The 25,244-nt window shown below is 73.0% G+C and carries 19 protein-coding genes and 1 pseudogene; 10 read left to right on the plus strand and 10 right to left on the minus strand.

What is annotated here, in order from left to right:
- Nucleotides 1–129: 129 nt before the first annotated feature.
- Nucleotides 130–1,164 carry a LacI family DNA-binding transcriptional regulator gene (locus Q0795_RS00370; protein ID WP_298885253.1) on the plus strand — a complete coding sequence of 345 codons (1,035 nt, stop codon included), beginning with the start codon at nucleotides 130–132 and terminating at the stop codon, nucleotides 1,162–1,164.
- A 21-nt stretch (nucleotides 1,165–1,185) separates the two neighbouring features.
- Here the strand turns inward: Q0795_RS00370 and Q0795_RS00375 are convergent, their stop codons facing one another.
- The 3 genes from Q0795_RS00375 to Q0795_RS00385 are packed head-to-tail and all read right to left on the minus strand — an operon-like array spanning nucleotide 1,186 to nucleotide 4,321.
- Nucleotides 1,186–2,280 carry a tartrate dehydrogenase gene (locus Q0795_RS00375; protein WP_298885255.1) on the minus strand — a complete coding sequence of 365 codons (1,095 nt, stop codon included), beginning with the start codon at nucleotides 2,278–2,280 and terminating at the stop codon, nucleotides 1,186–1,188.
- Nucleotides 2,280–3,158: an NAD(P)-dependent oxidoreductase gene (locus Q0795_RS00380; RefSeq protein ID WP_298885257.1), complete on the minus strand. Its 879-nt coding sequence runs from the start codon at nucleotides 3,156–3,158 to the stop codon at nucleotides 2,280–2,282. Before Q0795_RS00380 ends, Q0795_RS00375 begins: the two co-directional genes overlap by 1 nt.
- Nucleotides 3,155–4,321 (minus strand): M14 family zinc carboxypeptidase, encoded by a 1,167-nt coding sequence (locus tag Q0795_RS00385; RefSeq protein ID WP_298885260.1) that lies wholly within the window; start codon nucleotides 4,319–4,321, stop codon nucleotides 3,155–3,157. The genes Q0795_RS00380 and Q0795_RS00385 overlap by 4 nt, the downstream gene beginning before the upstream one ends.
- A gap of 121 nt (nucleotides 4,322–4,442) precedes the next feature.
- On the opposite strand from Q0795_RS00385, the gene Q0795_RS00390 reads away from it, so the two are divergent.
- Complete coding sequence (locus Q0795_RS00390) at nucleotides 4,443–5,174, plus strand: NAD(P)H-dependent oxidoreductase (protein WP_298885262.1); 732 nt, start codon at nucleotides 4,443–4,445, stop codon at nucleotides 5,172–5,174.
- Nucleotides 5,175–5,219: 45 nt separating this feature from the next.
- Here Q0795_RS00390 and Q0795_RS00395 read toward each other — a convergent pair whose 3' ends face one another.
- The gene (locus Q0795_RS00395; RefSeq protein ID WP_298885264.1) at nucleotides 5,220–6,179 is read right to left on the minus strand and encodes a diacylglycerol kinase family protein; all 960 of its coding nucleotides are present in this window, start codon (nucleotides 6,177–6,179) and stop codon (nucleotides 5,220–5,222) included.
- Between the two features lie 47 nt (nucleotides 6,180–6,226).
- Here Q0795_RS00395 and Q0795_RS00400 point away from each other — a divergent pair, with 47 nt between their 5' ends.
- Both Q0795_RS00400 and Q0795_RS00405 read left to right on the plus strand, forming a co-directional pair.
- On the plus strand, nucleotides 6,227–6,736 hold the full coding sequence (locus Q0795_RS00400; RefSeq protein WP_298885266.1) for a hypothetical protein: 510 nt from the start codon (nucleotides 6,227–6,229) through the stop codon (nucleotides 6,734–6,736).
- On the plus strand, nucleotides 6,733–8,694 hold the full coding sequence (locus Q0795_RS00405) for a DUF5671 domain-containing protein (protein WP_298885268.1): 1,962 nt from the start codon (nucleotides 6,733–6,735) through the stop codon (nucleotides 8,692–8,694). The genes Q0795_RS00400 and Q0795_RS00405 overlap by 4 nt, the downstream gene beginning before the upstream one ends.
- 67 nt (nucleotides 8,695–8,761) lie before the next feature.
- Here the strand turns inward: Q0795_RS00405 and Q0795_RS00410 are convergent, their stop codons facing one another.
- Nucleotides 8,762–10,006, minus strand: coding sequence for an amidohydrolase (locus Q0795_RS00410; protein WP_298885270.1), 1,245 nt, complete (start codon nucleotides 10,004–10,006; stop codon nucleotides 8,762–8,764).
- A gap of 63 nt (nucleotides 10,007–10,069) precedes the next feature.
- Here Q0795_RS00410 and Q0795_RS00415 point away from each other — a divergent pair, with 63 nt between their 5' ends.
- From Q0795_RS00415 to Q0795_RS00430, 4 genes and pseudogenes are all read left to right on the plus strand, one after another.
- A complete protein-coding gene (locus tag Q0795_RS00415) occupies nucleotides 10,070–10,360 on the plus strand; it encodes a hypothetical protein (protein WP_298885272.1) in 291 nt (96 codons plus the stop codon).
- A gap of 291 nt (nucleotides 10,361–10,651) precedes the next feature.
- Nucleotides 10,652–11,883: pseudogene (locus Q0795_RS00420) on the plus strand (IS481 family transposase).
- A 194-nt stretch (nucleotides 11,884–12,077) separates the two neighbouring features.
- Complete coding sequence (locus Q0795_RS00425) at nucleotides 12,078–14,330, plus strand: hypothetical protein (protein ID WP_298885274.1); 2,253 nt, start codon at nucleotides 12,078–12,080, stop codon at nucleotides 14,328–14,330.
- A gap of 59 nt (nucleotides 14,331–14,389) precedes the next feature.
- Complete coding sequence (locus Q0795_RS00430) at nucleotides 14,390–14,866, plus strand: PPOX class F420-dependent oxidoreductase (protein WP_298885276.1); 477 nt, start codon at nucleotides 14,390–14,392, stop codon at nucleotides 14,864–14,866.
- 73 nt (nucleotides 14,867–14,939) lie between these two features.
- Here the strand turns inward: Q0795_RS00430 and Q0795_RS00435 are convergent, their stop codons facing one another.
- The 3 genes from Q0795_RS00435 to Q0795_RS00445 all read right to left on the minus strand — a co-directional run bounded on the left by Q0795_RS00435 (nucleotide 14,940) and on the right by Q0795_RS00445 (nucleotide 18,141).
- Nucleotides 14,940–16,427 (minus strand): cryptochrome/photolyase family protein, encoded by a 1,488-nt coding sequence (locus tag Q0795_RS00435; RefSeq protein WP_298885278.1) that lies wholly within the window; start codon nucleotides 16,425–16,427, stop codon nucleotides 14,940–14,942.
- 49 nt (nucleotides 16,428–16,476) lie between these two features.
- Nucleotides 16,477–17,097: a 2'-5' RNA ligase family protein gene (locus Q0795_RS00440; RefSeq protein ID WP_298885280.1), complete on the minus strand. Its 621-nt coding sequence runs from the start codon at nucleotides 17,095–17,097 to the stop codon at nucleotides 16,477–16,479.
- Nucleotides 17,098–17,250: 153 nt separating this feature from the next.
- Nucleotides 17,251–18,141 carry an oxygenase MpaB family protein gene (locus Q0795_RS00445; protein WP_298885282.1) on the minus strand — a complete coding sequence of 297 codons (891 nt, stop codon included), beginning with the start codon at nucleotides 18,139–18,141 and terminating at the stop codon, nucleotides 17,251–17,253.
- A gap of 232 nt (nucleotides 18,142–18,373) precedes the next feature.
- Here Q0795_RS00445 and Q0795_RS00450 point away from each other — a divergent pair, with 232 nt between their 5' ends.
- The gene (locus Q0795_RS00450) at nucleotides 18,374–19,318 is read left to right on the plus strand and encodes an aldo/keto reductase (protein WP_298885284.1); all 945 of its coding nucleotides are present in this window, start codon (nucleotides 18,374–18,376) and stop codon (nucleotides 19,316–19,318) included.
- 9 nt (nucleotides 19,319–19,327) lie between these two features.
- On the opposite strand, the gene Q0795_RS00455 is transcribed toward Q0795_RS00450, so the two are convergent.
- Nucleotides 19,328–21,727, minus strand: coding sequence for a xanthine dehydrogenase family protein molybdopterin-binding subunit (locus Q0795_RS00455; RefSeq protein WP_298885286.1), 2,400 nt, complete (start codon nucleotides 21,725–21,727; stop codon nucleotides 19,328–19,330).
- Nucleotides 21,728–21,776: 49 nt separating this feature from the next.
- Here Q0795_RS00455 and Q0795_RS00460 point away from each other — a divergent pair, with 49 nt between their 5' ends.
- Nucleotides 21,777–22,952: an acyl-CoA dehydrogenase family protein gene (locus tag Q0795_RS00460; protein WP_298885288.1), complete on the plus strand. Its 1,176-nt coding sequence runs from the start codon at nucleotides 21,777–21,779 to the stop codon at nucleotides 22,950–22,952.
- Nucleotides 22,953–22,962: 10 nt separating this feature from the next.
- On the opposite strand, the gene Q0795_RS00465 is transcribed toward Q0795_RS00460, so the two are convergent.
- Entirely contained in the window at nucleotides 22,963–25,242 is a 2,280-nt protein-coding gene (locus tag Q0795_RS00465; protein WP_298885290.1) for an acyltransferase family protein, read from the minus strand.
- Between the last annotated feature and the right edge of the window lie 2 nt (nucleotides 25,243–25,244).

Here is a 25,244-nt window from a genome sequence, read left to right on the forward strand (position 1 = left end):
GACGTCCTTGTCCTCGTTTACAACGGATAACCACCATGGTTCACCCAGGAGTATGCCGTGGGTGTGCAACGTTGTAAAGAGCACCGCCGCGCGGCGTGTCGGCGATCGGCCTACCCCTACCATGGCTCCATGCCGGTGAGACTCAAGGACGTCGCTCAGCACGCCGGGGTCTCGGTGAAGACGGTCTCCAACGTCGTCAACGACCACCCCAACGTCAGCAGCCTCATGCGCGAGCGGGTGCAGGCGTCACTGACCGAGCTGGGCTACCGCCCCAACCTCGCCGCCCGGCAGCTCAAGCACGGCCGCGGCGGGTTCATCACGCTCGCCGTCCCCCAGCTCGACTCGCCCTACTTCTCCGAGCTCGCCGCCCGCCTGTCCGACGAGGCGACCCGCCGCGGGTTCCTGCTGCTCCTCGACATCACCGGCGCGGACCCGGACGAGGAGCGGCTCGTGCTGTCCGGCATACGTGCCCACATGGTCGACGGGGTCATCTTCAGCCCGCTGGCCCTGTCGGCCGAGGAGATCGCGGCGCGGACCGACGACATCCCGCTCGTCCTGCTGGGCGAGCGCCGGACCCCGACGCACCTCGACCACGTCGCCGTCGACTCGGTGGCCGCCTCCCGGGCCGTGGGCGAGCACCTCCTGGCACTCGGCCGACGCCGACCCGCGGCCATCGGACGGCAGAGCCGGGAGGGGACGGCCTCGGTGCGGCTGGAGGGCTTCCTCCACGCCTTGCACGAGCAGGGCCTCGAGCTCCCCGACGAGCGCACGGTCACCGTCGACGGCTTCGGCCGGGAGGAGGGGTACCGCGGGATGCGTCAGCTCCTCGACCTCCCGGCGGAGCGCCGCCCGGACGCGGTCTTCGCCTTCAACGACCTCCTGGCCGTGGGGGCCCTGCGCGCGTGCTACGAGGCCGGCGTCCGGGTGCCGGAGGACATCGCGGTGGCCGGCTTCGACGACATCGCCGAGGGCCGCTTCCACGCCCCCTCGCTCACGACGATCTCCCCGGACCTGGAGATCCTCACGCGCAACGTCCTCGACCTGCTGGTCCGGCGGATCGAGGGGTGGGCCGCCCCTCCGGAGCACCCCGTCGTGCCGTGGACGCTGCACCACCGCGAGTCCACCGGTGGGGCGGTCGCGCCGGCGGCCCCCGGTCCGGCCTGAGCCGGGCGCCGGGGAGCGCGGTCACCCGGCGCCGCCCTGCCCGGTGACGTGGTCGCGGACGGCCCGGGCCACCTCGGTCGTCGAGGCCGTGCCGCCCAGGTCGGGGGTCCGCACCCCGGAGGTCAGGCTGGCCTCGATCCCCGCGACGACCTCCGCCGCCGCCTCCGGGTGGCCGAGGTGGTCCAGCATCATCGAGGCCGCCCAGAGCTGACCCAGCGGGTTGGCCACCCCCTGACCGGCGATGTCCGGCGCGGACCCGTGCACCGGCTCGAACATCGAGGGGTGCCGGCGCTCGGGGTTGAGGTTGGCCGAGGGGGCGATGCCGATGCTGCCGATGATGGCCGCCCCCAGGTCGGTGAGGATGTCGCCGAACAGGTTGGAGGCGACCACGACGTCGAAGCGCCCCGGGTCCAGGACGAACATCGCCGACAGCGCGTCGATGTGGTAGTCCCGGACCTCCACCTGCGGGAAGTCGGCCGCCGTCTCCCGGACGACCTCGTCCCAGAAGGGCATGGTGTGGATGATGCCGTTGGACTTGGTGGCCGAGGCGAGGGTGCCGCCGCGCCCCGCGGCGAGGGTGAGGGCATACCTCGCCACCCGCTCGACACCGCGACGCGTGAAGACCGACTCCTGGACAGCCAACTCGTGCGGGGTCCCGCGGTACATCCGCCCGCCGACCTCGGAGTACTCCCCCTCGTTGTTCTCCCGCACGACGACGAAGTCGATGGAGGTGCCCTCCCGCAGCCGCAGCGGTGACTCGATCCCCGGCAGGAGCCGGACCGGGCGGAGGTTGACGTACTGCTCGAAGGCGCGGCGGATGGGGATGAGCAGGCCCCAGAGCGACACGTGGTCCGGGACCCCGGGGTAGCCCACGGCACCCAGCAGGATCTGGTCGACCTCGGCGAGCCGGTCCAGCCCGTCCTGCGGCATCATCCGACCGGTCCGGGTGTAGTACTCGCAGCTCCAGTCGTGGTGGCGCCACTCGAAGGTCAGCCCGTGCCGCTCCCCCACGGCCTCGAGGATCCCGAGGGTGGGCTCCATCACCTCCGTCCCGATGCCGTCGCCGGGGATCACGGCCACCCGCACCGGGCGGTCGGACGTGGGTGGATGGGTCATCAGCTGCCTCCGGTGGTGCGTCGGTCCAGCCCGCGGATGAGGGCCGAGTGGTCCAGGGCGGCGTCGCCGTCCGCCAACGCCTGCGCGACGAGGGACGCGACCGCCCGGGTGACCGGCAGGTCGAGGCCGGAGTTCGCCGCGAGGCCGGCCGCGATGCGCAGGTCCTTGTCGTGCAGCTCCATCCGGAAGCCCGGCTCGAAGCTGCGGCTCACGAGGTTGTCCCGCTTCTGCGCCAGGACCGCGGAGCCGGCGAGCCCCCCGGCCAGCACGTCGAGGGCGTCCTCCAGCGCGATGCCCTGGCTCTCCAGGAGCACGACCGCCTCGGAGAGCACCTGGATGTTGCCGGCGACGACGACCTGGTTGGCGGCCTTGACCACCTGGCCGGCGCCGGGCGGTCCGACGTGCACGACCGTGGCTCCGACGGCCTCCAGCAGCGGACGGGCGGCCTGGACCGCGTCCTCCTGCCCACCGACCATGACCGACAGCCGGGCCTCCCGGGCGCCCGCCTGACCGCCGGAGACGGGGGCGTCGACCATGGGCATACCCCGGTCCGCCGCCTTCCCGGCGACGCGCCGGGCGGTGGCCGGGGCGATCGTGGAGAAGTCCACGACCAGCGTCCCGGCCGCCGCCCGTGCCAGCACGCCGTCGTCGCCGCCCATCACCGCCTCGACGTCGGGCCCGTCCGGCAGCATGAGGCAGACCGCCTCGGCGCCCTCCAGGGCCGCGGGCAGCGCGTCCACCGTCGTGCCGCCGGCCGCCTCGAGCTCGCCACCCTTGCCCGGGCTGCGGTTGTGACCCCGCACCTCGTGGCCGGCGCGCTGCAGGTGGGCGGCCATGGGGGCACCCATGACACCGAGTCCGACGAAGGCGATCCTCATGCCGGGATGATGCCACCCCAGTCGGTGAAGTACTGCAGCACCGGGGTGCCCGGGATCTGGTCGTCCCAGACCGTCGGGTCCACCTCGAAGATCTCGCCGCTCGCCAGCCCGTCGAGCCAGGCGGTCAGGCCGAGGACGTTCTGGCGGACCATCTTGCCGCGCGCCTTGTGCCCGATGTTGCCGTCCCGGGTGTTGCCTGAGGTCTCGAAGAAGACCGCCGGGTTCGAGTGGCCGGACGGGTTCATGCCGTTGTAGTCCAGCCCCAGCATCATCGCCGACACCACGCCACCGCGGATGTCGATGACGGTGCCGTAGCCGACGTCGTACTTGTCGGTGCTGATGAAGCCCAGGTGGTCGGTCTCCAGCCAGACGTGGCTCTGCATCTGCCGGGTCTGGACGTCGTAGAGCCCGCCCTCGATGCCCGGCAGGGTCGGCCCCCCGGGGGCCAAGGAGATCCCGAGCGAGAAGGTGATGGCCTCCCCCGTCTCCCGGTCGGTCTTGAGCCCCTGGTGGTGGATGTCGAGGGCGTAGGCGGGCTGCACCATGGCCCAGTACTCGTACCACGCGAGCGACTCGCGGGCCACGAAGGCGTCCGGCGCCCAGTCGCGGTTGAGGTCGACGCGCCGCTGCTCGCCGTCCGCGTCCAGCCGCGGCGAGTCCGTGGCACGGTCCCAGAGGATCGTCTCGCGGATGTTGGCCTCCGAGCCGTCCGGGTTGTAGCAGGGGATGACGTGGACCGTGAACTCGTCCCGGATCTGCTGCCACTCCCGCCTGCCGCTCGTCGCGAGGCTCTGCAGCACGGTCATGGTGGAGTCGAGACCGTAGGGCTCGTTGCCGTGGATGCGTCCCTGCACCCAGACCGGTGTGTCGCCGGTGCCGACGGTCGCGACGTACAGCTCGCGGCCCTGCTCGCTCAGGGACTCCGCCGTGCCGATCTGGGAGAGGGTCCGCACGGTGACGGGGTAGCGGCTGTTGCTCGCGAGGCGCTCCAGCTGGGTGATCATGTCGCCGTAGGAGCGGATGGCGGCGAGGGGGGTCTCCTTGCCGGGGTTGGGGAACTGCGCCTTGGCCTGCGCCGCACCGGCGCCGGTCACGGTCGCGCCCAGGGCGGCCAGGCTGCCCCATCCGAGCAAGGACCGGCGGGACATGGGGGTGTGCGTCATGGGTGTCTCCTCGTCGAGAGCGTGGGTGGGTCCACGCTACGGGGTGGCGGGTCAAGGGGAGGTCAAGTCCGGGCCGTGGCAGGCTGGTGCGACCACGCCACGCCCGACCAGGAGGACCACCATGGAGGCACCGGACTACCAGGGGCTGCGCGCCCTGCTCGTCAACTGCTCGCTCACCCCGGACGCCGCGGCCTCGCACACCGGCCGGCTGCTCGACGTGGTGGACCACCTCATGGCCGGGGCCGGGGTGCAGGTCGACCGCCTGCACGCCGTCGACCACGACATCGCCCCGGGCGTCCAGCCGGACATGCGCGAGCACGGCTTCGACCAGGACGCCTGGCCCGAGCTGTGGCCGCGCGTGGAGGCCGCGGACATCCTCGTCATCGGCACCCCGCTCTGGCTGGGCGAGGAGTCCTCGGTATGCCGTCGGGTCATCGAGCGGCTCTACGCCATGTCCGGGATGCTCAACGACCGGGGTCAGTCCATCTTCTACGGCAAGGTCGGCGGCGCGGTCATCACCGGCAACGAGGACGGGGTCAAGCACACCTCGATGTCGCTGCTCTTCGCCCTGCAGCACCTCGGGCTCGTCATCCCGCCCCAGGCCGACTGCGGCTGGCTGGGCGAGATCGGGCCGGGGCCGTCCTACGGCGACCCCCAGGACGGCGGACGACCGGTCGGCTTCGACAACGACTTCACCCGCCGCAACGCGACGATCATGAGCTGGAACCTCATGCACACCGCGCACCTGCTGCAGCAGGCCGGCGGGCTCCCGACCTACGGCAACGACCGCAACGCGCTCGGCGACGGCGAGCTCTTCGGGTATGCCGAGCCCGAGGCGGTCCCGGAGGGCTGAGCACGCTGCACCTACGACCCCGGGGGGCGCGGACGTCAGGAGAGGTCAGTCGGCGTCGCCCTGCGACCCCTCCGGCACGCGCAGGGTCCACCCCTGGTCGAGCAGCCGCCAGGAGCGGCGCTGGACGCGCTGCTCCTCGACCTCCCCGTCGGTGTTGACGCGGAAGGCGTCCACCTCGCGGTCGGCGGTCACGACGACCTCCCGCCCCGAGACGAGGGTCACGTCCTCGCGCTGGGTGTGCCTGCCCTTGCGCAGGTCGAGCGCGAAGCGCACCCGCGCCCACGGCGACACCCCGTGTGCCACGACCACCTCGACCTGGCCGTCGTCGGCGCGCGCGTGCGGAGCCACCGGGGTACCGCCACCCACCGAGCGGCCCAGGGCCAGGCTCACCAAGAGCTCGGGCCGGTCGTCGTCGGCGATCCCCTCCCCGTCGACGGTGACCCGCAGGTGCCAGCCCTTCGAGGTGAGGCCGGCCCGCAGGGCGCCCCAGCCGTAGGCCGCCTTGCCGAGCACGCCCTTGACCTCGCTCGCGTGGGCCGTCGCCTCCGCCGCCACCCCGGCGTGCACGACGTTGACCACGACCGAGCCCTCGTCGTCGACGAGCAGCCCGCGCTCGGTCCGGGCACCGGCCACCGCCACGCGGGCGGCCTCGTGCGGGTCCAGCGGGATGCCCGCGCCTCGGGCGAGGTCGTTCCCGGTGCCGAGCGGCACCACGCCCACCGCCCCGACCCGGCCCAGCAGACCCTGGTCGTGCACCGACTGCAGGAGGCGGTGGACCGAGCCGTCGCCGCCCATGACGACGACGTCGCGGCCGACCGCCGAGGCGACGGCCGCGGCATACTCCTCGTCGGTCTCCGGGGTGCGGACCTCCGACCCGTCGGGAGCGCACGCGTCGAGCTCGCGACACACCTGCTCCACCACCTGGTCCTGCGAGGACCCGGCTCCGGAGTTGGACAGCACGAGCACCCGCGGGTCGGCGGTCTCGGTGCGCTCGTCGGTGGGCACGACATCTCCTCTGGTCGGATCGGGACGCACCCACGCTACGCCCCTAGGTGGGATACTCGGACATGGACAACCGGGCGACCCGTCTGCTGCTCGCCGCCGTCGGCGGGCTCGTCGTGCTCGCGGTCGTGGCTGCCGTCGTCTCGGTCGTCCGCCAGCCGAGCGACCAGCCTTCCGGCTCGCCGGGGCGCACGGTCCAGGACTACGTCCAGGCGGTCCACGCCCGCGACTACGAGGCCGCCGCGGATCTGCTCGCACCGTCGTCGGAGTGCACGGTCGAGGACCTCGAGCAGGGCTATGTCGACCGTGACGCCCGCATCGTGCTGGTCGAGACCGTGGTCGACGGGGGGTCCACCGGCGATGGAGTCGGTGCGCCACAGGGATCCACGGCCCGGGTGACGATCGAGATCGTCCGGGGGGACGACGGCCCGGTGCAGGTCGAGGAGTGGGCAGAGGAGCAGGTGCTGCGCCTGGAGCAGGTCGCCGACGGCTGGCGGCTGACCGGCAGCCCCTGGCCCGCCTACGACTGCGGGCGCTCCCCGGTGGGTGACCGCCGATGATCATCGCCGCGGTCTCGCTGCTCGTCGTCGTCGGGCTGGTCGTGGCGCTGGTCAGCGGGCTCCTCGCCCTGGCGCGTCGTCGCGCCGACCCCGGGTCCGGTCACGGTGCGTCCCCGGAGATCACCGGCACGGCGGTCCGGCGGTTCTTCCAGTACCTGCTGCTCACCGGCATGCTCGTCGCCGCCGCGTCCGGGCTGACGGGCCTGCTCGGCCGCCTGCTCGAGCGGGGCGACACCCTCGAGCGCGACGACCAGCAGCTCGCCCTGCAGCTCACCTTCGTGCTCATCGCCCTGCCCGTCTGGGCCGTCCTCGCGTGGTGGACGACGCGTCGGCTCCGCACGGACGATCGGGAGGCCCGGTCGGTCGGGTGGTCCCTCGCCGTGCTCGCCGGCGGGCTGATCGCCCTGGTGGTGGCGGTGGTCGGCTGGATCCAGACGCTCTCGGCGCTGGTGGGGCCCGAACGCCTGGACGGCTTCACCGTGGCGCAGGCCCTGGTCTGGACCGTCGTCTACGTCGGCTACCGGTGGTGGGCCGAACGGCCCTCGCGGGCGCGCTCGGTCCGGGCCCTCGACCTGCTCGGCTCGCTCATCGGGCTCGGCGTGGCGGTGACCGGCCTGGCCCGGCTGACCGGCACCTCGCTGCGCGGGCTGACCTCGACCGAGAGCTCTCTCGTCTCCACCCGCCTAGACGACATCCTCGTGGCCGGCGCCGTGGCACTCGTGGGCGGCGTCGTGTGGGTGTGGCACTGGCTGATGCGCAGCATGCCCGGCCCCCGGGACACGCCGTGGCTGGCGCTGGTGCTGCTCGCGGGCGTGGGCGGCGGCCTCGTCATGGCGATCGTCGGGGCAAGCCTCGTCGGGTATGACGTGCTCGTCTGGTGGCTCGGGGACCCGGCGGCCACCTCGGCGTCGCAGCACTTCCGGCCATTGCCCTTCCAGGTCGGCGTGAGCGTGGTGGGCCTGCTCGTGTGGTGGTATCACCAGGCCGTGCTCGACCTCGGGGACGCAGACCGCGGATCCGGCCCGCGGCGCCGGAGCGAGGTGCGGAGGGTCTACGAGTACCTCCTGGCCGCCATCGGCCTGCTGGCCGCGGCGGCTGGTCTGGTCATGGTCATCGTCACGCTCGTCGAGGCCCTCGCCGGTGACGCGGACCTGCTCACCACAGGGTCGGCGGTCAACACGCTCCTGGCCACCATCGTCCTGCTGGCCGTCGGGCTGCCGGTCTGGTGGCGCCACTGGCGCCAGGCCCAGCGCGCCCGGGGGGCGGACCCGGAGGGGGAGCTGGCCTCCCCCACCCGCCGCAGCTACCTCCTCGTCCTGTTCGGGGTGGCCGCGGTCACAGCCGTGGGTTCCCTGCTCACCCTCGTCTACCTCGTTCTCGAGGACGCTCTCGGCGGCCGCCTCGGCACCGAGACCCTCCGGGCGGTGCGCTACGCGCTCGGGGTGCTGGTGACCGCCAGCCTGCTCACGGCATACCACTGGAGCATCTTCCGCGACGACCGCGAGCACAGCCCAGCGAGCCGACCGGCCGTGCCCCGGGATCACAGCACCGTAGGGGCGCGGGCGGCGTTCTTCGAGGACGGCCGCCAGCTGCTGCTCGTCGTTCCCTCCCGCCCGGAGGTCCGCCCGCCCGGTCCGCACCCGTGGGCCGAGCAGCTGCGCCGGCGCACCGGGGCGCACGTGCGGGTGCTGGAGCGCGAGGACCTCCGGGAGGACGAGTCCGGGGCCCCGTCGATGACGGTCGAGGACCTCCTGACCCACCTGGAGCCGGTGGCGGGACGGTCCGTCGTGCTCCTCGTCGGCCCGGACGGACTGCAGGTCATCCCGGTCGGGGACGACCGAGAGGCGCCCGCGCCGGCCGGCGGAGGGGAGGAGACCCGAGCTCCGGGACACAGCTCACCGACGAGACCCGCGCCGGAGCCCGGCGCAGCCCCCGGTCGACCTCGCACGCGCGACTGACCCAGCCCCGGCCAGCTGCACCCACGCCTACCCCGAGCCCTCGGCTCCCGGCGCTGCCGGACGTCCCTCAGGCCGGGGTCCGCCCCAGACGCTCGGACAGCACGGCATACGCCGCGGTCACCCCGACCCCCAGGGTGGGCTCCAGCTGCGGGCCGAAGTGCGGCGAGTGGTTGGTGACGGTGGTCTCCTCCCCCTCGACCTCCTCGCGGGTCAGGCCGCCGAAGAACCAGTAGACGCCCGGCACCTCGATGGCGTCCGGCAGCGCACCGAAGTCCTCGCTGCCCATCACCGCGGGGATCTCGCTGACCTGCTCCTCACCGAGGGCACCGCGCAGCACCCCCATGACCCGCGCCGTCTCCTCCTCGTCGTTGACGAGCAGCGGGAAGGTGTAGATCTCCTCGATCTCCGGCTCCGGCGCGTCCGAGGCCATCGCCTCGGCCAGGATGACCCGGCGCAGCGCCCCGAGGAGGTGCTCGCGCATGTCGGCGTCGAGGTTGCGCATGTTGACGGTGAACTCGGCCGTCGCCGGGATGATGTTCTCCTTCAGCCCGGCGTGGATCGTGGCGATGGTGATGACCGCGGCCTTCTGGGCCGGGACCTCGCGGCTCTTGAGGCTCTGGATCCGCACGATCATGTGGGCGGCCAGCACCACCGGGTCGATGGTCGACTCCGGCTGCGACCCGTGCCCGCCCCGTCCCTTCACCGTCACCCTCCACGCGTCGGAGAAGGTCATCGCCGGGCCGGGCGTCACGTCGACGGTCCCGGAGACGCCGGGCCAGACGTGCTGGCCGTAGATCACCTCGGGCCGCGGCGCCCGGTCCCACAGCCCGTCCTCGAGCATCGCGGCGGCGCCTTGCGCCGTCTCCTCCCCCGGCTGGAAGAGGAAGACGACGGTGCCGGCCCACGACGCGCGGTCCTGGGCGAGCAGCGTCGCCGCACCGATGGCGGCAGTGACGTGCATGTCGTGGCCGCAGGCGTGCATGACGGGGACGTCGGTGCCGTCCGGCAGGGTGCCCCGGGCGGTGGAGGCGTAGTCCAGACCCGTGTCCTCCTCGACCGGCAGCGCGTCGGTGTCCGCGCGGAACCCCACCACGGGGCCGTCGCCGTTGCGCAGGGTCGCCACGACGCCGGTCCCGCCGCACCGGAAGACGTCGTAACCGAGCCCGCTCATCCGTTCCTCGACGAGGGCCGCCGTCGCCTCCTCCTGCATCGACAGCTCCGGGTGGGAGTGCAGGTGCCGGTAGAGGTCGTGCAGCGACGCGCGCAGGTCGGCGTGCTCGGACTCGTCCAGGATCGTGGTCGTCGGCGACATACGGCGAGGGTATGCCGACCACGCACGCGAGCGCCGTCCGGGACCTCCTCGACGCGCGCCTCGGTGCGGTCATGGACGGTCTGGACCTGCTGGTCTCCCTGGAGACGCCGAGCCGGCGCCGGGGCCCGCTGGACGCAGCCCTGGTCCGGATCGAGGCATACCTCGTCGGACAGGGTCGCCTACCTCGTCGGCGCCCAGCACGCGTTCACCCAGGTACTGATCACCACCGACGACAACCGCCTCATCATCACCACCACCGACGGCGAAGTCCTCGCCGAACGCACCAGACCCGCACCCGGCATTACCTACGTCGGCAACGGCCAACCGACCGGCCCACGACCCAAGAACACCTGAACGTCACCGATGTCCTGACACACCAACCGTCACCCAAGTCCTGATGCATAACTGTCACCGATGTGCTGACACGTCACAGACTCACCGTGGGTCTGCCATCTCGCAGGACATCGGTGACGGTTCTGTATCAGGACATGGGTAACAGTTCAGAGCCCTCTGGTGGTGACACTTCGGGACGGTCTTGGCGGCGTGTGGTGTTGCTGAACTGGGCTGGTGTCCAAGAACGAGCCTGTTGATCCTCGTGTCCGTCTTGCCATCACGCAGTGGCCTCCTGATGCGCCGCGCGGGGCGGTGAGCACCTTCTGCCTCGAGCACGGCATCTCGCGCAAGACGTTCTACGCGATCCGGCGACGCACCCTGGACGAGGGCCCGGCGGCGGCGCTGGAACCTCGGTCACGACGCCCCGGCAGGAGCCCGTCACGAGTCAACGACGCGGTCAAGGACCAGGCGATCGGGGTGCGTGCGGCGCTGGAGCGCTCCGGGCTGGACCATGGGCCGATCAGCGTGCACGACAAGATGGTCGCTCTGGGCCTGGACCCGGTTCCCTCGACGGCCTCGCTGGCGCGGATCTTCCGCGAGGCGGGGGTGGCCCGGGCCGAGCCCAGGAAGAAGCCCCGCTCGGCGTGGCGGCGGTTTGTCTACCCGGCGCCCAACGCGTGCTGGCAGCTGGACGGTACCGAGTACGTCCTGACCCGCGGCCGCCGGTGCGTCATCCTGCAGCTCATCGATGACCACTCCCGGTACGCGCTGGCATCGCACGTCGCGACCGGGGAGACCTCGCAGGCAGCGATCGCCGTCTTCGACAAGGCCGTCAGCGCCCACGGGGTGCCGCAACGACTGCTCAGTGACAACGGGTCGGCGCTGAACCCCTCCCGCCGCGGGTACATCGGCCAGCTCGTCGAGCACGCCGCCACCCTGGGGGTGGAAGCGATCACCGGCAAACCGAACCACCCCACCACCCAGGGCAAGAACGAACGCTTCCACCAGACCCTGTTCCGCTACCTGGCCAAGCAGCCGCTGGCCGAGACGCTGGCCCAGCTGCAGACCCAGGTCGATGCCTTCGACCACATCTACAACACCGAACGAGGCCACCAGGGGCTGCCCGGACGCATCACGCCGATGGTCGCCTGGCAGGCCACCCCCAAGGCGCAGGCGCCACGCCCCAGACCCCTCCGGCCGCTGTTCCAGCGGCCCGACAGGACCCACAAGCCCGCACCCCGCGACCCGTTGCCACAGGACCTGCCGGCCGGCACACACGTGCGACGACTGAGCTCGGCCGGCATGTTCAGCCTGGACAGGGTCGCCTACCTCGTCGGCGCCCAGCACGCGTTCCCCCAGGTACTGATCACCACCGACGACAACCACCTCATCATCACCACCACCGACGGCGAAGTCCTCGCCGAACGCACCAGACCTGCACCCGGCATCACCTACGTCGGCAACGGCCGACCCACCGGCCCACGACCAGCGAACACCTGAACGTCACCGATGTCCTGACACACCACCCGTCATCCAAGTCCTGATGCAGAACTGTCACCGATGTCCTGAGACACACAGACTCACCGTGGGCCACCTCTTGCCATGATCGAACACGTGTTCTACTATGGGGGTAGAAGGGGGGTTGGACATCATGCATCACCCATACGTCGATTCACCGATCGAGTGCGGGCTGGCAGAGCTCTACGACCGATCGTCGCCGGACCTGGAGCCACCGGTCATGAGGTTCGACCTGCACGAGGTTCGGTTGGCCCTGCGCATCGCGCTCCCCACCGATGACACGTGCACCGACGACGAGACCTGCACCGACGGCCTCACCGACGAGACCTGCACCGACGATGCTCGTGCCACCACCGCGGAGGACGGCTCCGGCGACGCTCCTGCCGCGGATGCCCCACGAGCCGAGCCTGCACCCGCGGACCCCTCCGAGCCGACATCCGCAGACCCGGTCGACCGGGTCCGGAGCCTGGCGAGGCAGAGGTCGGCGGTGGAGGCCCAGCTCCTCGGAGCCGCCCGTGACCTCTCGGCGGAGGTCGGACGCGCCCTGCTGACCGACAAGGGTTTCGCCGATGTGGAGGAGCTGACGCCGGCGCAACGCCGCAGGTGGCGTGCCGAGACCAAACGGCTGGCCTGCGCGGAGCTGCAGGTCGCCCTGGGGCTGGGCGTCAAGGAGGCACGACAGATGATTGGCGTCGCCTGTGCCCCTGCTCCTGTGCGCACCGTGGTCGGCGAGGCCCTCGAGACCGGCCTCGCCTCGTGGGGCCACGTGCGGGCGTTCTGGGACCGGTGCGGGTCCCTCGCCGCGGACGAAGCAGTCCTGGTCTGCGAGTCTCTCTTCGGTTCCGACACCGACACGGTGGTGGCCGAGCGGCTGGGCCCGGACGGGACGCTGCTCGACCGGCCGTGGCACCAGGCGGAGTTCTGGGCTGCGTTGGAGCGGGAGGCGGTCCGGGTCGAGGGGCAGGATGTCGTCGCCGAGCGCGAGCGCCGGCGCCGGGCCCGTGCGGATCAGCGCGTCTGGATGAGAGTGGACGACGACTCCACGGCCACCCTGGCCATCACCGGTCCGCTGACCAGTCTGTGTGCGATCTCCCAACGGCTGGACGTCTGCGCCAAAGCGCTGCGCAAGGGCGGCGACGAACGCACCCTGGCGCAGCTGCGCTCCGACGTCGCCCAGACCCTGATGCTCCACGGCGGACTCGATCTCCCCGACCCGCAGGACGCTCTCGTCTCACCGACCCAGGGCGAGACGGTCGCGCAGATCGTCACGGCACAGCCCTCGATCTCCCTCGAGGTGGTCGTGCCCTGGGACGCGCTCTCCGGCCGTCCGGCGTGTCCGAGCTGCCCTGGCGTTGACGTCCCAGAGGACGACAGCCTTCACGACACCACCGGACCGAGGGGCGGCACCCACCAGCACCGTGCCTCAGCCACACCATGCGGCCCCACGACGGACGATCCCGGGACGGACGATCCCGCGACGGACGCCCCCCGCCATCCCACCAGCACCGGTGAGAGCCCACCCTCCCTCGTCGGCGAGGTCCTCGGCAGGCATCCCGTCTTCATCACCGCCGGCCACGCGCGGGAGCTCGCGCTCGCACCCGGCACGACCCTGACCCGGCTGCTGGTCGATCCGGCCGACGGGCGCCTGATCGAGCGCACCATCGCCTCCTACCGCCCCGACGCCGCCATGCGTCGACAGGTCGTCGCGGCAGACGTCTACTCGCGGGCACCCGGCAGCCGCAGCCCGGCGCTCGCCTGCGAGCTCGACCACGAACAACCCTGGGGGTCTGCGGGGGGACCCACCAGCGAGACCAACCTCGTGCTGAAGGACGTCCGCAGCCACCAGTTCAAGACCGAGGGATGGTGGTCCAGCGCGCTGGGTCCACGGCGCGACGTCCGGTGGGAGACCCTCCTCGGCCAGGTCGAGCAGACGCGTGGCCACGACTACCGCCAGTACCTCCCCTCCCGCCAGACCTCCACCCAGACCTCCACCCAGACCTCCACCCAGACCTCCGCCCAGCCAACCAGTCCGGATCAGCCAGGCCGGCCGGATCAGTCGGGTCCCGCGGAACAACCAGGCCGTCCCCTCCAGGAGGGCGGACACGGACGACACGCCGACGATCCCGTGACCGCTACCCAGGACGACGACCTCGACCTCGCCTGCAGGGCTCTGTATCACGCACTCGCCCACCGCGGCGTGGCCGCTCTGCTCGCCGACGCGGACGACTCCGAGGGGGCCACGGACCACGACCCCCGGCTCAGCGGGTGGATCACCCTGGCCCACCGGGGCCGGGACGGCCAACGGCGGGGCGGGCCGCCCGAGGACTGCGCCACCGTGGCGAGCCTGCTCGGGATGACCAGCCACCCTCAGCCCGACGACCACCCTCAGCCCGACGACGACGCCCCGGAAGACCGGTCGGAGGACCCACCACCGTCGTGGGAGGCCCCCCGTGACGACCCGCCTCCTTTCTGACACCTCGGCATCGGCCCCTCGCGGGGCGCGATCCACGGACCGAGTGGCACAGTGGGTCCATGCCTCGCTCGATCGCCACGACCACGGACGTCGACCGTGAACGACTCCTCGAGTTCGCCCGGGACCGTCACCACCTCGTCCTCATCACGCAGCGTCAGGACGGTCGGCCCCAGGCCTCCCCCGTCACCGGTGGGGTGGACGACGAGGGCCGACTGGTCATCTCCACCTACCCGGAACGTGCCAAGACCACCAACGCCCGGCGCCACCCGGAGGTCAGCGTCCTCGTGCTGTCCGACGACTTCGACGACGCCTGGGTCCAGGTCGACGGAACCTGCGAGGTCCTCGACGGCGAGGACGCCATCGAGCCCCTCGTCGACTACTTCCGGTGCATCTCCGGCGAGCACCCGGACTGGGAGGAGTACCGCCAGGCCATGCGCGACCAGGGCAAGTCGCTCATCCGGGTCACCCCGACGCGGTGGTCGCCCATCGCCACGGGTGGCTTCCCCGCCCGGCTCGCCGCACCCGACGAGGGCTGAGCCGCTTCTCGGCTCGCGGCCGTCGACCCCCGTCCGGGCTCATCGGCGCCGCCCCTCTCCTGGCCGAGTAGGGTCAGCGCCCAAGCCACGGCGCGGCGGAGTCGCGGTGGTCCTGCTTCTTCTCCTGCGCCATGCCGTCCCACGTGCGGACCGCGAAGTTCGCCCTGCTGTTCGCCTCGAACACCTCGCGGTGGTCCTCCACGAAGGTCCAGTACAAGCCGTCCCACGCCTGCCGCCAGTCCCCCGGGGGCAGGTCCGACATCTTCCTCAGGTAGTTGCTGCCGGACACGTAGGGCTTGGTCGTGATGGCGTCGCCCGCGGCGAACTGGCTCATGGCATACACGTTGGGCACCATGACCCAGTCGTAGGCGTCGACGAAGAGCGACATGAACCACCGGTACACCTCGTCGGGGTGCACGCGGAGCAGGCACAGGGCGTTGCCCAGCACCATGAGGCGCTCGATGTGGTGCGCGTAGCCCCGCTCCAGCACCCGACGGATGACGAGGTCGACCGGCTCCAGCCCGGTCTCACCCGTCCACCACGACTCCGGCATCGGGCGCCCGTGCTCGAGGACGTTGCTGGTGCGCATCCGACGCCCCCAGATCCGGTAGGTCGCCCGCATGTACTCCCGCCACCCGATGAGCTGGCGGACGAAGCCCTCCAGGCTCGGCAGGTCGACGTCCTGCTCGTCGGCCGCGACTAAGGCACGCTCCAGCACCTGGTCGGGGTTGATGAGACCGCAGTTGAGCGCTGGTGTGAGGGCGGCGTGGAAGATCACCGGGTGCTCGCTGCTGATGGCGTCCTCGTAGGGGCCGAACTGCGCGAACCGCTCGTCGAGGAAGCGGCGCAGGGCGGCGTCGGCCTCACCCGGGGAGGTCGCCCAGCAGAAGGTCGACGGGTCGCCGGGGGCGTCCGGGAAGTGCTCGGTGACCCAGTCGACCGCCTCGTCGACCCGGGTATGCCGTCGTGACGGTCCCAGCGACGGATCGGGGACGGGGTGCCCCCGGGGCAGCTTCTTGCGGTTCTCGGCGTCGAAGGACCACCGGCCGCCGACCGGCTGCTCGCCGTCCATGAGCACGTCCAACCGGCGTCGCTGCCACGCGTAGAAGTGCTGCATCCGGGCTCCGCCGGAGGCGAAGTGGTCGTGGATCTGCTCCCGGGTGGTGAGGAACGCCGGGGTGTCCAGGACGTCCTCCGGGCGCAGCTCGTAGCCGCCCTCCCGCAGCTGGTCCCGGCAGTGCCGCCCCAGCCAGTCGTCAGCGACGTCCAGCACGCTCACGCGGTCCGGCCGCACCCGCTGGACGAGCTCGACCAGCCCGGCCCCGCTGCTGCGCTCGGGCGAGGACTCGACGACCTCGACGTCGAAGGACGCCTCGCGGGCCCGGTCGACGAACCTGCGCACCGCGGCGCGGTGCAGGACCAGCTTGTGCGAGTGGAAGGGGAACTGGCGGTAGAGCAGGTCGTCCTCGACCACGACGAGCACCGTGCGGTCGTCCACGTCCAGCTGCTCGGTGTGCAGCTGGTGCGGGTAGACCAGCCGCACGTCCGGTCCGCGAGTCATACGGTGACCCCCGCGACGGCAGAGCCGGTCGTGACGCCCGGACCGCGGCTCACGCGGCCACTCCCGCTACGGCGGAGACGGTCTCGGAGTCCGGGTCCCACCACCGCAGCGCCTCCAGGGACAGCGACGCCCGGGACCGCGACGTCAGCGACCGCGACGTCAGCGACCGCGACGTCAGGGGCATCGACGTCAGGGGCATAGAGGCAGAACCCGCCGCACCAGGCTGCTGCCCGGCAGCCTCGGTCGAGAGCGCACTGAGGGCGGCCCCGGCCACCTGCGTCGTGAGCCGGGTCGCGAGGCTGACGTGCGGCACCCAGGGACGCTCGTCGGCCCCGGACCAGCGCAGGACCAGCTCCGCCTGGGCCCGCCGAGCGGCCAGCGGCGGTGAAACGAGATCGGCGAGGGTCAGCCGTCGACCACCCAGCAGCACCAGACCGGTCACGTCCACCCGCAGCGGGAGCAGAGGTGACCACAGCTCACCGGCCAGGGCCAGCAGCTCCTCGTCCGGGGGCTGCGGCGAGGAGGCGACGGTGAGGTGCGGACGGTGGGTGGCCCCGCGGTGCCGACCCAGCGAGGGGATGCCCGCGTCCTCCAGCACCGCCCAGCGCTCACGCACCCGCGCGTCGTCCGTCGGGCCGAGCACGAGCTCCAGCGCGTGTGCCCGGCTCACGCGGCGACCCACGTCCCGGAGGCCGCCCCGGTCGTCTGCGCCCGGCTCACGCGGCGACCCACGTCCCGGGTCCCGGAGGCCGCCCCCGTCGTCCGTGCCCGGCTCACGCGGCGACCCACGTCCCGGAGGCCGCCCCCGTCGTCCGTGCCCGGCTCACGCGGCGTCCTGACCCGCCCGGCCCACCCCGGCCATGGCCCAGCGCACGGTGGAGGTGCTGGCCCGGCCCAGGGGTGACAGCACGGCACGGGACAGCGCCGGCGAGGTCGGCAGTCCCAGCTCGGAGCGCGCCCACGGCGGCAGCAGGGCCACGCCCCCCGCCGCGATGGCCCAGTAGCCGGGTCTCGAGGCGAGTGGCAGCGGCGGCTCGGCGAGAAGGAAGCGCGCGGCCTCGCGCGCTTCCTCGGTCGCCTCCAGCTCGGGTCGGTATGCCTCGAGGGCCTCGCGCAGCTCGCGCACCGTCGATGGCGGCGCCGGGACCCCGAGGTGCCGGGCGGAGACCCCGGCCTGGGCGACGTAGCGGTCGGCCTCGTCCTCGGTCAGAGGTGATCCCGAGAAGGCCTGGAAGCCGTCGAGGAAGGAGACCGCCTCCGCGACGTGCACCCACGTGAGCAGGTGCGGGTCGGAGGCGCGGTAAGGCCGTCCGAAGGCGTCCTTTCCGCGCACCCGCTCATGGATCGCCCGGACGTGGCCGATCGTCGCCAGGGCGTGCTCGACGGTGCCGAAGGTCGTCGCCGCGAGGTAGGTGCTGGTGCGCTGCAGGCGACCCCAAGGATCACCCTTGTAGCCGGAGTGTCCCGCGACCCCCGCCATGGCCATGGGGTGCAGCATCTGCAGGAGCAGCGCGGCGACGCCGCCCGGGAACATGGAGGCGTCGGCGTGCACCCGCCATACCGGGTCCTGCGGGGTGAACCACCGCTCCCCCGGGGTGTCCCAGATCACCGACGCCCGCTGCTGCGCGTCATCCCCGGCCACGCGGGAGCGCAGCGCCGACCCGAGGGCGCTCTGCAACCGACCGATCATCGAGGACCTCGCATTCGCCGACATAGGACAGAGGCTGAACAAAGACGTGACATCAGCACTATCGCACGGCCGCTGCCGCCCGTCCACGCGGTCCGCTCCGACCACCCCCCACGCGCCACACCCCACCCGGCGGCCCAGCCCACGCCGACCGTCCGCCCCACCCGGCGGCCCCCCGCCACCGACCCGGCGGCCCAGCCCACGCCGACCGTCCTCCCCACCCGACGGCCCTGGTCACCGACTTGTAGTGTCGGGCTCCATGCGCACCCCGACCTTCCCCGGCACCGACCGCACCTTCCTGCCGATCAACCTCGGCGGCAACCCCTTCGGCTGGACCTCCTCCGCCGAGGCCAGCGAGGCGGTCCTGGACGCCTTCCTCGAGGCGGGCGGGTCCTTCGTCGACACCGCCGACGCCTACTCCTCCTGGGCCGAGGGACACGAGGGCGGCGAGTCCGAGCGCATCCTGGGCCGCTGGATGGCCGAGCGCGGCAACCGGGACGCGGTCCTGGTGGCGACCAAGGTCGGCAAGAAGCCGGGCCGGGAGGGGCTCGCCCACGACTCGGTCCTGGCCGCCCTCGAGGAGTCCCTGGAGCGGCTGCAGACCGACCGGATCGACCTGTACTACGCGCACGCCGACGACGAGTCGGTGGCGATCGAGGACCAGGTGGCGACCTTCGACGAGGCCGTGCGCAGCGGCAGGGTGGGAGCCGTCGGCCTGTCGAACTACTCCCCCGACCGGCTGCGGGAGTTCATGGAGACCGCCGCAGCACAGGGCGCGGTGCTCCCGACCGCCATCCAGCCCCGCTACAGCCTGGTCTCCCGCTCGGGCTACGAGAACGACCTGGCGCCGCTCGTCGACGAGTTCGACCTCGCCGTCTTCTGCTACCCCGCGCTGGCCTCGGGCTTCCTCACCGGCAAGTACCGCACCGAGGAGGACTTCGCCGGCAACGCCCGCGGTGGCGCCGCACGGCGGTATGCCGAGGCCGGCGGTCTCGCGGTCGTGGACGCCCTGGTGGCGGTCGCCGACCGGCACGGGGTCGACCCGGCGTCGGTGGCCCTGGCCTGGCTCCTGGACCGGGGCGTCACCGCCCCCATCGCCTCCGCCTCGCGTCCCGAGCAGCTGGAGCCGCTGCTGGCGGCCACCCGTCTCGAGCTGACCGAGGAGGACAGGGACGAACTCGACCTCGTCTCGGCGACGTTCTAGGACGGCGGCTCAGACCTCGACATCGTCCACGGCATCGACGTCGGGCAGGTCGTCGAAGAGCGCCGGCGGCTCCCGCCAGGGGTCGTGCTCACCGCGCGCCGCCTCCTGGAGGGCCCGGTGGACCCGCTCCGGGGTGCACGGCAGGTCGACGTGCCGCACCCCCAGGTGCGCGAGCGCGTCGACGACGGCGTTCTGCACCGCGGGGGTCGACCCCACGGTGGCGGCCTCGCCGATCCCCTTGGCCCCCAGCGGGTTGCGGTCGGTCGGGGTCTCGGTCAGGCTCGCCTCGAGCTGGACGAGGTCAGCGGCGGTGGGCAGCGTGTAGTCGGCGAAGGTGCCGGTGACCGGGTTGCCGGACTCGTCGTAGCGGAACTCCTCGAAGAGCGCCTGCGCGATGCCCTGGACGCACCCGCCGTGCTGCTGGCCGCGCACGAGCAGCGGGTTGACGACGGTGCCGCAGTCGTCCACCGCGACGTGCCGCAGCAGCCGCACGGCACCGGTCTCGACGTCCACCTCGACGACGCTGACGTGGGTGCCGAACGGGAAGGTCGCCCCGTCCTGCGAGAAGTCGTGGTCGACCCCGAGCCCCTCCCCGCGCTCGTGCGCGCGCTCCGCGACCGCGTCCCAGGTGAGGGTGGCGCCGGGGACCCCGCGCACCCCGAAGGTGCCGTCGACGAGCTCGACGTCGACCTCGGCGACCTCCAGCAGCTCGGCGGCCAGGCGGGTCGCCTGCTCGCGCAGCTGCACGGCGGCCTCCAGCACCGCGCTCCCGCCCAGCTGCAGGGACCGCGCGCCGCCGGTCCCCCCGCCGGAACGGACCCGGGCGGTGTCGGACTGGACGTAGCTCACGCGCTCCAGCGGCAACCCGAGCTGGTCGGCCACGAGCATGGAGAAGGCCGTGGCGTGACCTTGACCGTGGGCCGAGGTCCCGGCCATGACGGTGAGCGAGCCGTCCCGCCCCACCCGGATCCCGGCATACTCGGTGCCACCGAACCCGGTGATCTCGACGTAGCTCGCGATGCCGACACCCAGCTGCCAGGGGCTGCCCGTCTCGCGCCGACGTCGCTGCTCGCGCCGCAGCTCCTCGACGCCCGCCACCTCGAGGGCCGTCTCGAGGGCCCGGGCGTAGTCGCCCGTGTCGTAGCGGGCACCGAACTTGGTGGTGTGCGGGAAGTCGGCGGGCGCGACGAAGTTGCGGCGACGGAACTCCTCCGGGGTGAGCCCGCTCTCCCGGGCCGCGTGGTCCACCGCCCGCTCCACCATGGCCGCGGCCTCCGGCCGTCCGGCCCCGCGGAAGGCCCCGGTCGGGGCGGTGTTGGTCATGACCGAGACCGCGTCGTAGCGCAGCCGGGGGATGACGTAGGAGCCCTCGGACATCGTCCGGGTCGAACCGCTGGCGAAGGACCCGCCGAACCCGGCGTAGGCGCCGCAGTCCCCCACGAGCCGGGCCCGCATCCCGGTGATCCTGCCGTCCTCGTCCAGCCCCACCTCGACGTACTGCACCTGGCCGCGGCTGGTCATCGACAGCATCGACTCGCTGCGCGTCTCCACCCAGCGCACCGGTCGCCCGAGCCGACAGCTGGCGCGCACCACGGCCGCGTGCTCGGGGATGATGCCGGCCTTGCCGCCGAAGGCGCCGCCGACGTGCGGCGCCCGCACCCGCACCGCGTCCTTCGGCAGCCCGGTCCAGCGGACCAGCAGGCGCTGCGCCAGGTGCGGGTGCTGCGTGCCCAGGGCGACGTCCAGCCCTGTGACCTGCGAGGAGCGTGGGCCTTCTGCCCCACCGGCCACGGTGGGCCGCACCAGGATGCCGTGCCCCTCGATCGGGCTGGTCGCCATCCGGTTGTTCTCCATCCGCAGCCGCGCCACCCGGTGCGCCCCGGCGAGGACGTCCTGCTCGCCGTCCGGGTCCTTGACCGCGAGCACCAGGTTGGTGCCGAGCTCGGGGAACTGCCGGGGCGCCTGCTCGGCCAGGGCGTCCTCGAGATCGACCACGGCGTCCAGCTCCTCGTAGTCGACGTCGACGAGGTCGGCCGCGTCGACGGCCGTCACCCGGCTGCCCGCCACGACGAGGGCGACCGGGTCCCCCACGAAACGCACCCGGCCGGTGGCGAGGGCGGTCCGCGCCACCCGGTCGTGGATCTGGGCGAACGGCGGCACCGGGTCGGTGCCGAGGTCCTCCGCGGTGAAGACCCCCACCACCCCGGGCGCCGCCGCGGCCTGGGACGTGTCGATCCCGGCCAGGCGCGCGTGCGCCACCGGGCTACGCACGAACACGGCGTGCAGGACCTCCGGGTCGTCCAGGTCGAGGTCGCCGACGAAGGTGCCGCGCCCGCGCAGCAGGTCGGGGTCCTCCACCCGGCGCACCTCGGTGCCGAGGATGGACGTCCCGCGCTGAAGATCCGTCATACCCCCATCCTGCCTCCTCGTCAGGGTCGGCGAGCGGCATGATGGGGGTATGCCCGACGCCCAGCCGGACCTGCTCGACCTCGACTCCCTGCTCGACGACGACGAACGCGCCGTGCGCGACTCGGTCGCCGCGGTGTGCGCCGAGCAGGTCGTCCCGCACGTCGCCGGGTGGTACGAGGCCGGCCACCTCGAGCACGGCCAGGTGCGTGAGCTGGCGCGGGAGTTCGGCCGGCTGGGGCTGCTGGGGATGCACCTGCAGGGCTACGGGTGCGCGGGGATGAGCGCGGTCGACTACGGCCTGGCCTGCACCGAGCTGGAGGCCGTCGACTCCGGCGTCCGCTCCCTGGTGTCCGTCCAGGGGTCCCTGGCCATGCACGCCATCCACGCCTACGGCAGCGAGGAGCAGCGGCAGGCCTGGCTGCCCGGGATGGCCTCCGGGGAGACCATCGGCTGCTTCGCGCTCACCGAGCCCGACCACGGCTCGGACCCGGGCTCGATGACCACCCGGGCGCGGCGGGACGGGGCCGACTGGGTCCTCGACGGGGCCAAGACCTGGATCACGAACGCCCCCCTCGCCGACGTCGCGGTGGTGTGGGCCCGCACCGAGGACGGCATCCGCGGCTTCGTCGTGCCCACCTCCACCCCGGGGGTCTCCACCCCGACCATCGCGCGGAAGATGTCGCTACGGGCCTCGGTGACCGGCGAGGTCGTGCTCGAGGGCGCGCGCCTGCCGCAGGACGCGGTGCTGCCGGGCGTCCGCGGGCTCAAGGGGCCGCTGTCCTGCCTGTCGGAGGCGCGCTACGGCATCGTCTGGGGGTCGATGGGGGCCGCCCGCTCGGCGCTGTCGACGGCCCTGGGGTATGCCGCCACCCGGGAGCAGTTCGACCGCCCCATCAGCGCCTTCCAGCTCACCCAGGCCAAGCTGGCCCGCATGCACCAGTCCTGGGCCACCGGCATGCTGCTGGCGCTGCACCTGGGCCGGCTGAAGGACCGTCACGGCCTGCGCCCCGAGCAGGTCAGCGTCGGCAAGCTCAACAACGTCGGCGCGGCGCTGGAGATCTGCCGCACCGCCCGCACCATCCTCGGGGCCAACGGCATCTCCGGGGACTACCCGGTCATGCGCCACATGGCCAACCTCGAGTCGGTCCTCACCTACGAGGGCACCGAGGAAATGCACACCCTCGTCGTCGGACAGGCCCTCACCGGGCAGCAGGCCTACCGCTAGCCGGCCTGGCTCAGCGGCCCGGTGAGGTCGCGTCGGGTCCGGCGTCGACCCCGAGCCGGTCGAAGGCCGCCTCCAGCCGGTCGCCCAGCACGTCGGCGAGCGAGCGGGCGTAGGTGTCGGTGATGTGGCTGCCCTGGCGGTACACGAGCACCTCTCCCACCACCGGAGGGCAGCGGTCCTGGCCGGGGCAGACCCAGTCGTTCATCGTGACGAAGGTCGCCCCGGGGACCTGCTCCACGGCCTGCAGCAGCGGCCCGGTGCCGCTGCCGCGGTTGCTGTCGAAGATGCAGCGGTCGAGGTCGTCGCGGTGGTCGGCGACGCAGGCGTAGACCTGGAGGTCACCGGGCTGCGGGGTGTCCGCCACGGCGACGACCGGGACGCCGGCGGCACCGACCTCGCGCCAGTGCTGCGCCATCCCCTCGGCGAGCGCCGCCCCGGACGGCTCTCCGTCCTCGTCGAGGCCCTGGGACTTGACCGACGAGGTCAGCACGACGTCCGGGGGCTCGGCCACCAGGCGGCGCGTCACCTCGGCCCCCCAGGAGCGGCAGGCCTGCGCCTGCGCCTCGTCCTCGAACTCGACCGGGGTGGCGCTCCACGGGCACGCCGACCGGTAGTAGACGTCGATCCCCCACCCGCGCTCCTCCCCGAGCCGGTCCAGCGCGCCCGTCCACTGGGCGATCTTGGAGTCCCCGACGACCGCGACGTGCAGGTCGCCCTCCGGGTCGCCGTAGGCGCAGCGCAGCACCTCCTCGCCCGTGGCGTCGCAGTCCTGCCGGTAGAGCGCCGGCAGGTCCCGGGTGGCCTCGAGCGGGTCCGGGGTGATGGAGGCGGGTGCGAGGTCGAGGCCGTCCAGGTCCGGCGAGGGGGCGCCCTCGGTGCCGGACACCACCTCGCGGTCCCCCGACCCGTCGGCGCCCGCACCGTTCGCGCCCGCACCATCCTCTCCCGCACCGTCCCCGAGGTCCCCCTCCGAGGCAGCCGCCCCCGCCCCCCCGAGCCGCTCACCCGCGCGGCGACCGTCCTCGGCGAGCTCCTGGGGGCCGGCCGGGCGGTCACCCGACAGGACCGCCGCCCCGTCGGCGTCGGCCGTGGCCTCGTTGGCGCGGACCTGACGGTCGACCTCGCGCACCAGCTGCCAGCCCGAGGCCGTCGCCAGCACCGTGCACAGCGCGCCCACCGCCAACCCGGCCGCCGGGCGCGCCCAACGGCCGCGGGCGTGGCGCACCGGCTGCTCCACCAGCAGGTAGCCCGCGGTGGCCGGCAGCGCGCTGAGCAGCACCACCCCCAGGCCCACCCAGACCGACAGCTCCCCCCACCTCGCCTCGGCCACGACGAGCAACGGCCAGTGCCAGAGGTAGAGCGAGTAGGACAACGCCCCCGTCCACTGCAGCGGCGCCACGCGATGGACGCGCACCGGCCCGGACGCCTCCGCCGCCCGCACCCCGCCGACGAGCGCCGCCGCGGTCCCCAGGGTCGGGACCAGCGCCGCCCAGCCGGGCCAGGGGGTCTGGGGGCCGGTCAGCACCGCCCCGGCCACGACCACGGCCGGACCGCCCCACGCCAGGGCCGTGGCGACGGGGACGGGGACGCGCGACCACCAGGCGCTCCCCAGCGCCACCAGCGCGCCGACCCCGAGCTGCCACAGCCGGGTCGAGGTGACGAAGTAGGCCTCCGGGGGGCTGGCGGAGGTCAGGTGCACCGCCCAGCCGAAGGACGGCAGGACCACGACCACGGCCAGGAGCACGGCGGTGAGCGGGACCGGCCGGACACCGCGCCGTCGCGCGAGCCAGGCTGCGAGGAGCAGCAGCAGCGGCCACAGGAGGTAGAACTGCTCCTCGACGGCGAGCGACCAGTACTGCTGCACCGGGGAGTCGACCGAGTCCTCGGCCAGGTAGTCCACCGAGCGGTCCGCCAGCCGCCAGTTCACGACGTAGAGCCCAGAGGTGACGATGTCCCAGCCGGTCTCGCGCCAGCGCACCTGCGGCAGCAGGGTGAGGGTGAGCAGCGCCGTCGTCACGAGGACGAGGGCCGAGGCCGGGAGCAGCCGCCGTGCCCGGCGGGACCAGAACCGCCCCAGGTCCACCGTCCCGGTGCGCAGCACCTCGGACACGAGCAGGCCGGTGATGACGTAGCCGGAGATGACGAAGAAGACGTCGACCCCGGCGAAGCCGCCGGGGAGCCAGGGCACCCCGGCGTGGTAGAGCAGCACGAGGAGGACGGCCAGGGCCCGCAGCCCCTGGATGTCGGCCCGGTAGCCCGGCGGGACCACACGACCACCGAGCCTGCTCACCC

This window comes from uncultured Serinicoccus sp. (genome assembly GCF_947487915.1).
Classification (GTDB): domain Bacteria; phylum Actinomycetota; class Actinomycetes; order Actinomycetales; family Dermatophilaceae; genus Ornithinicoccus.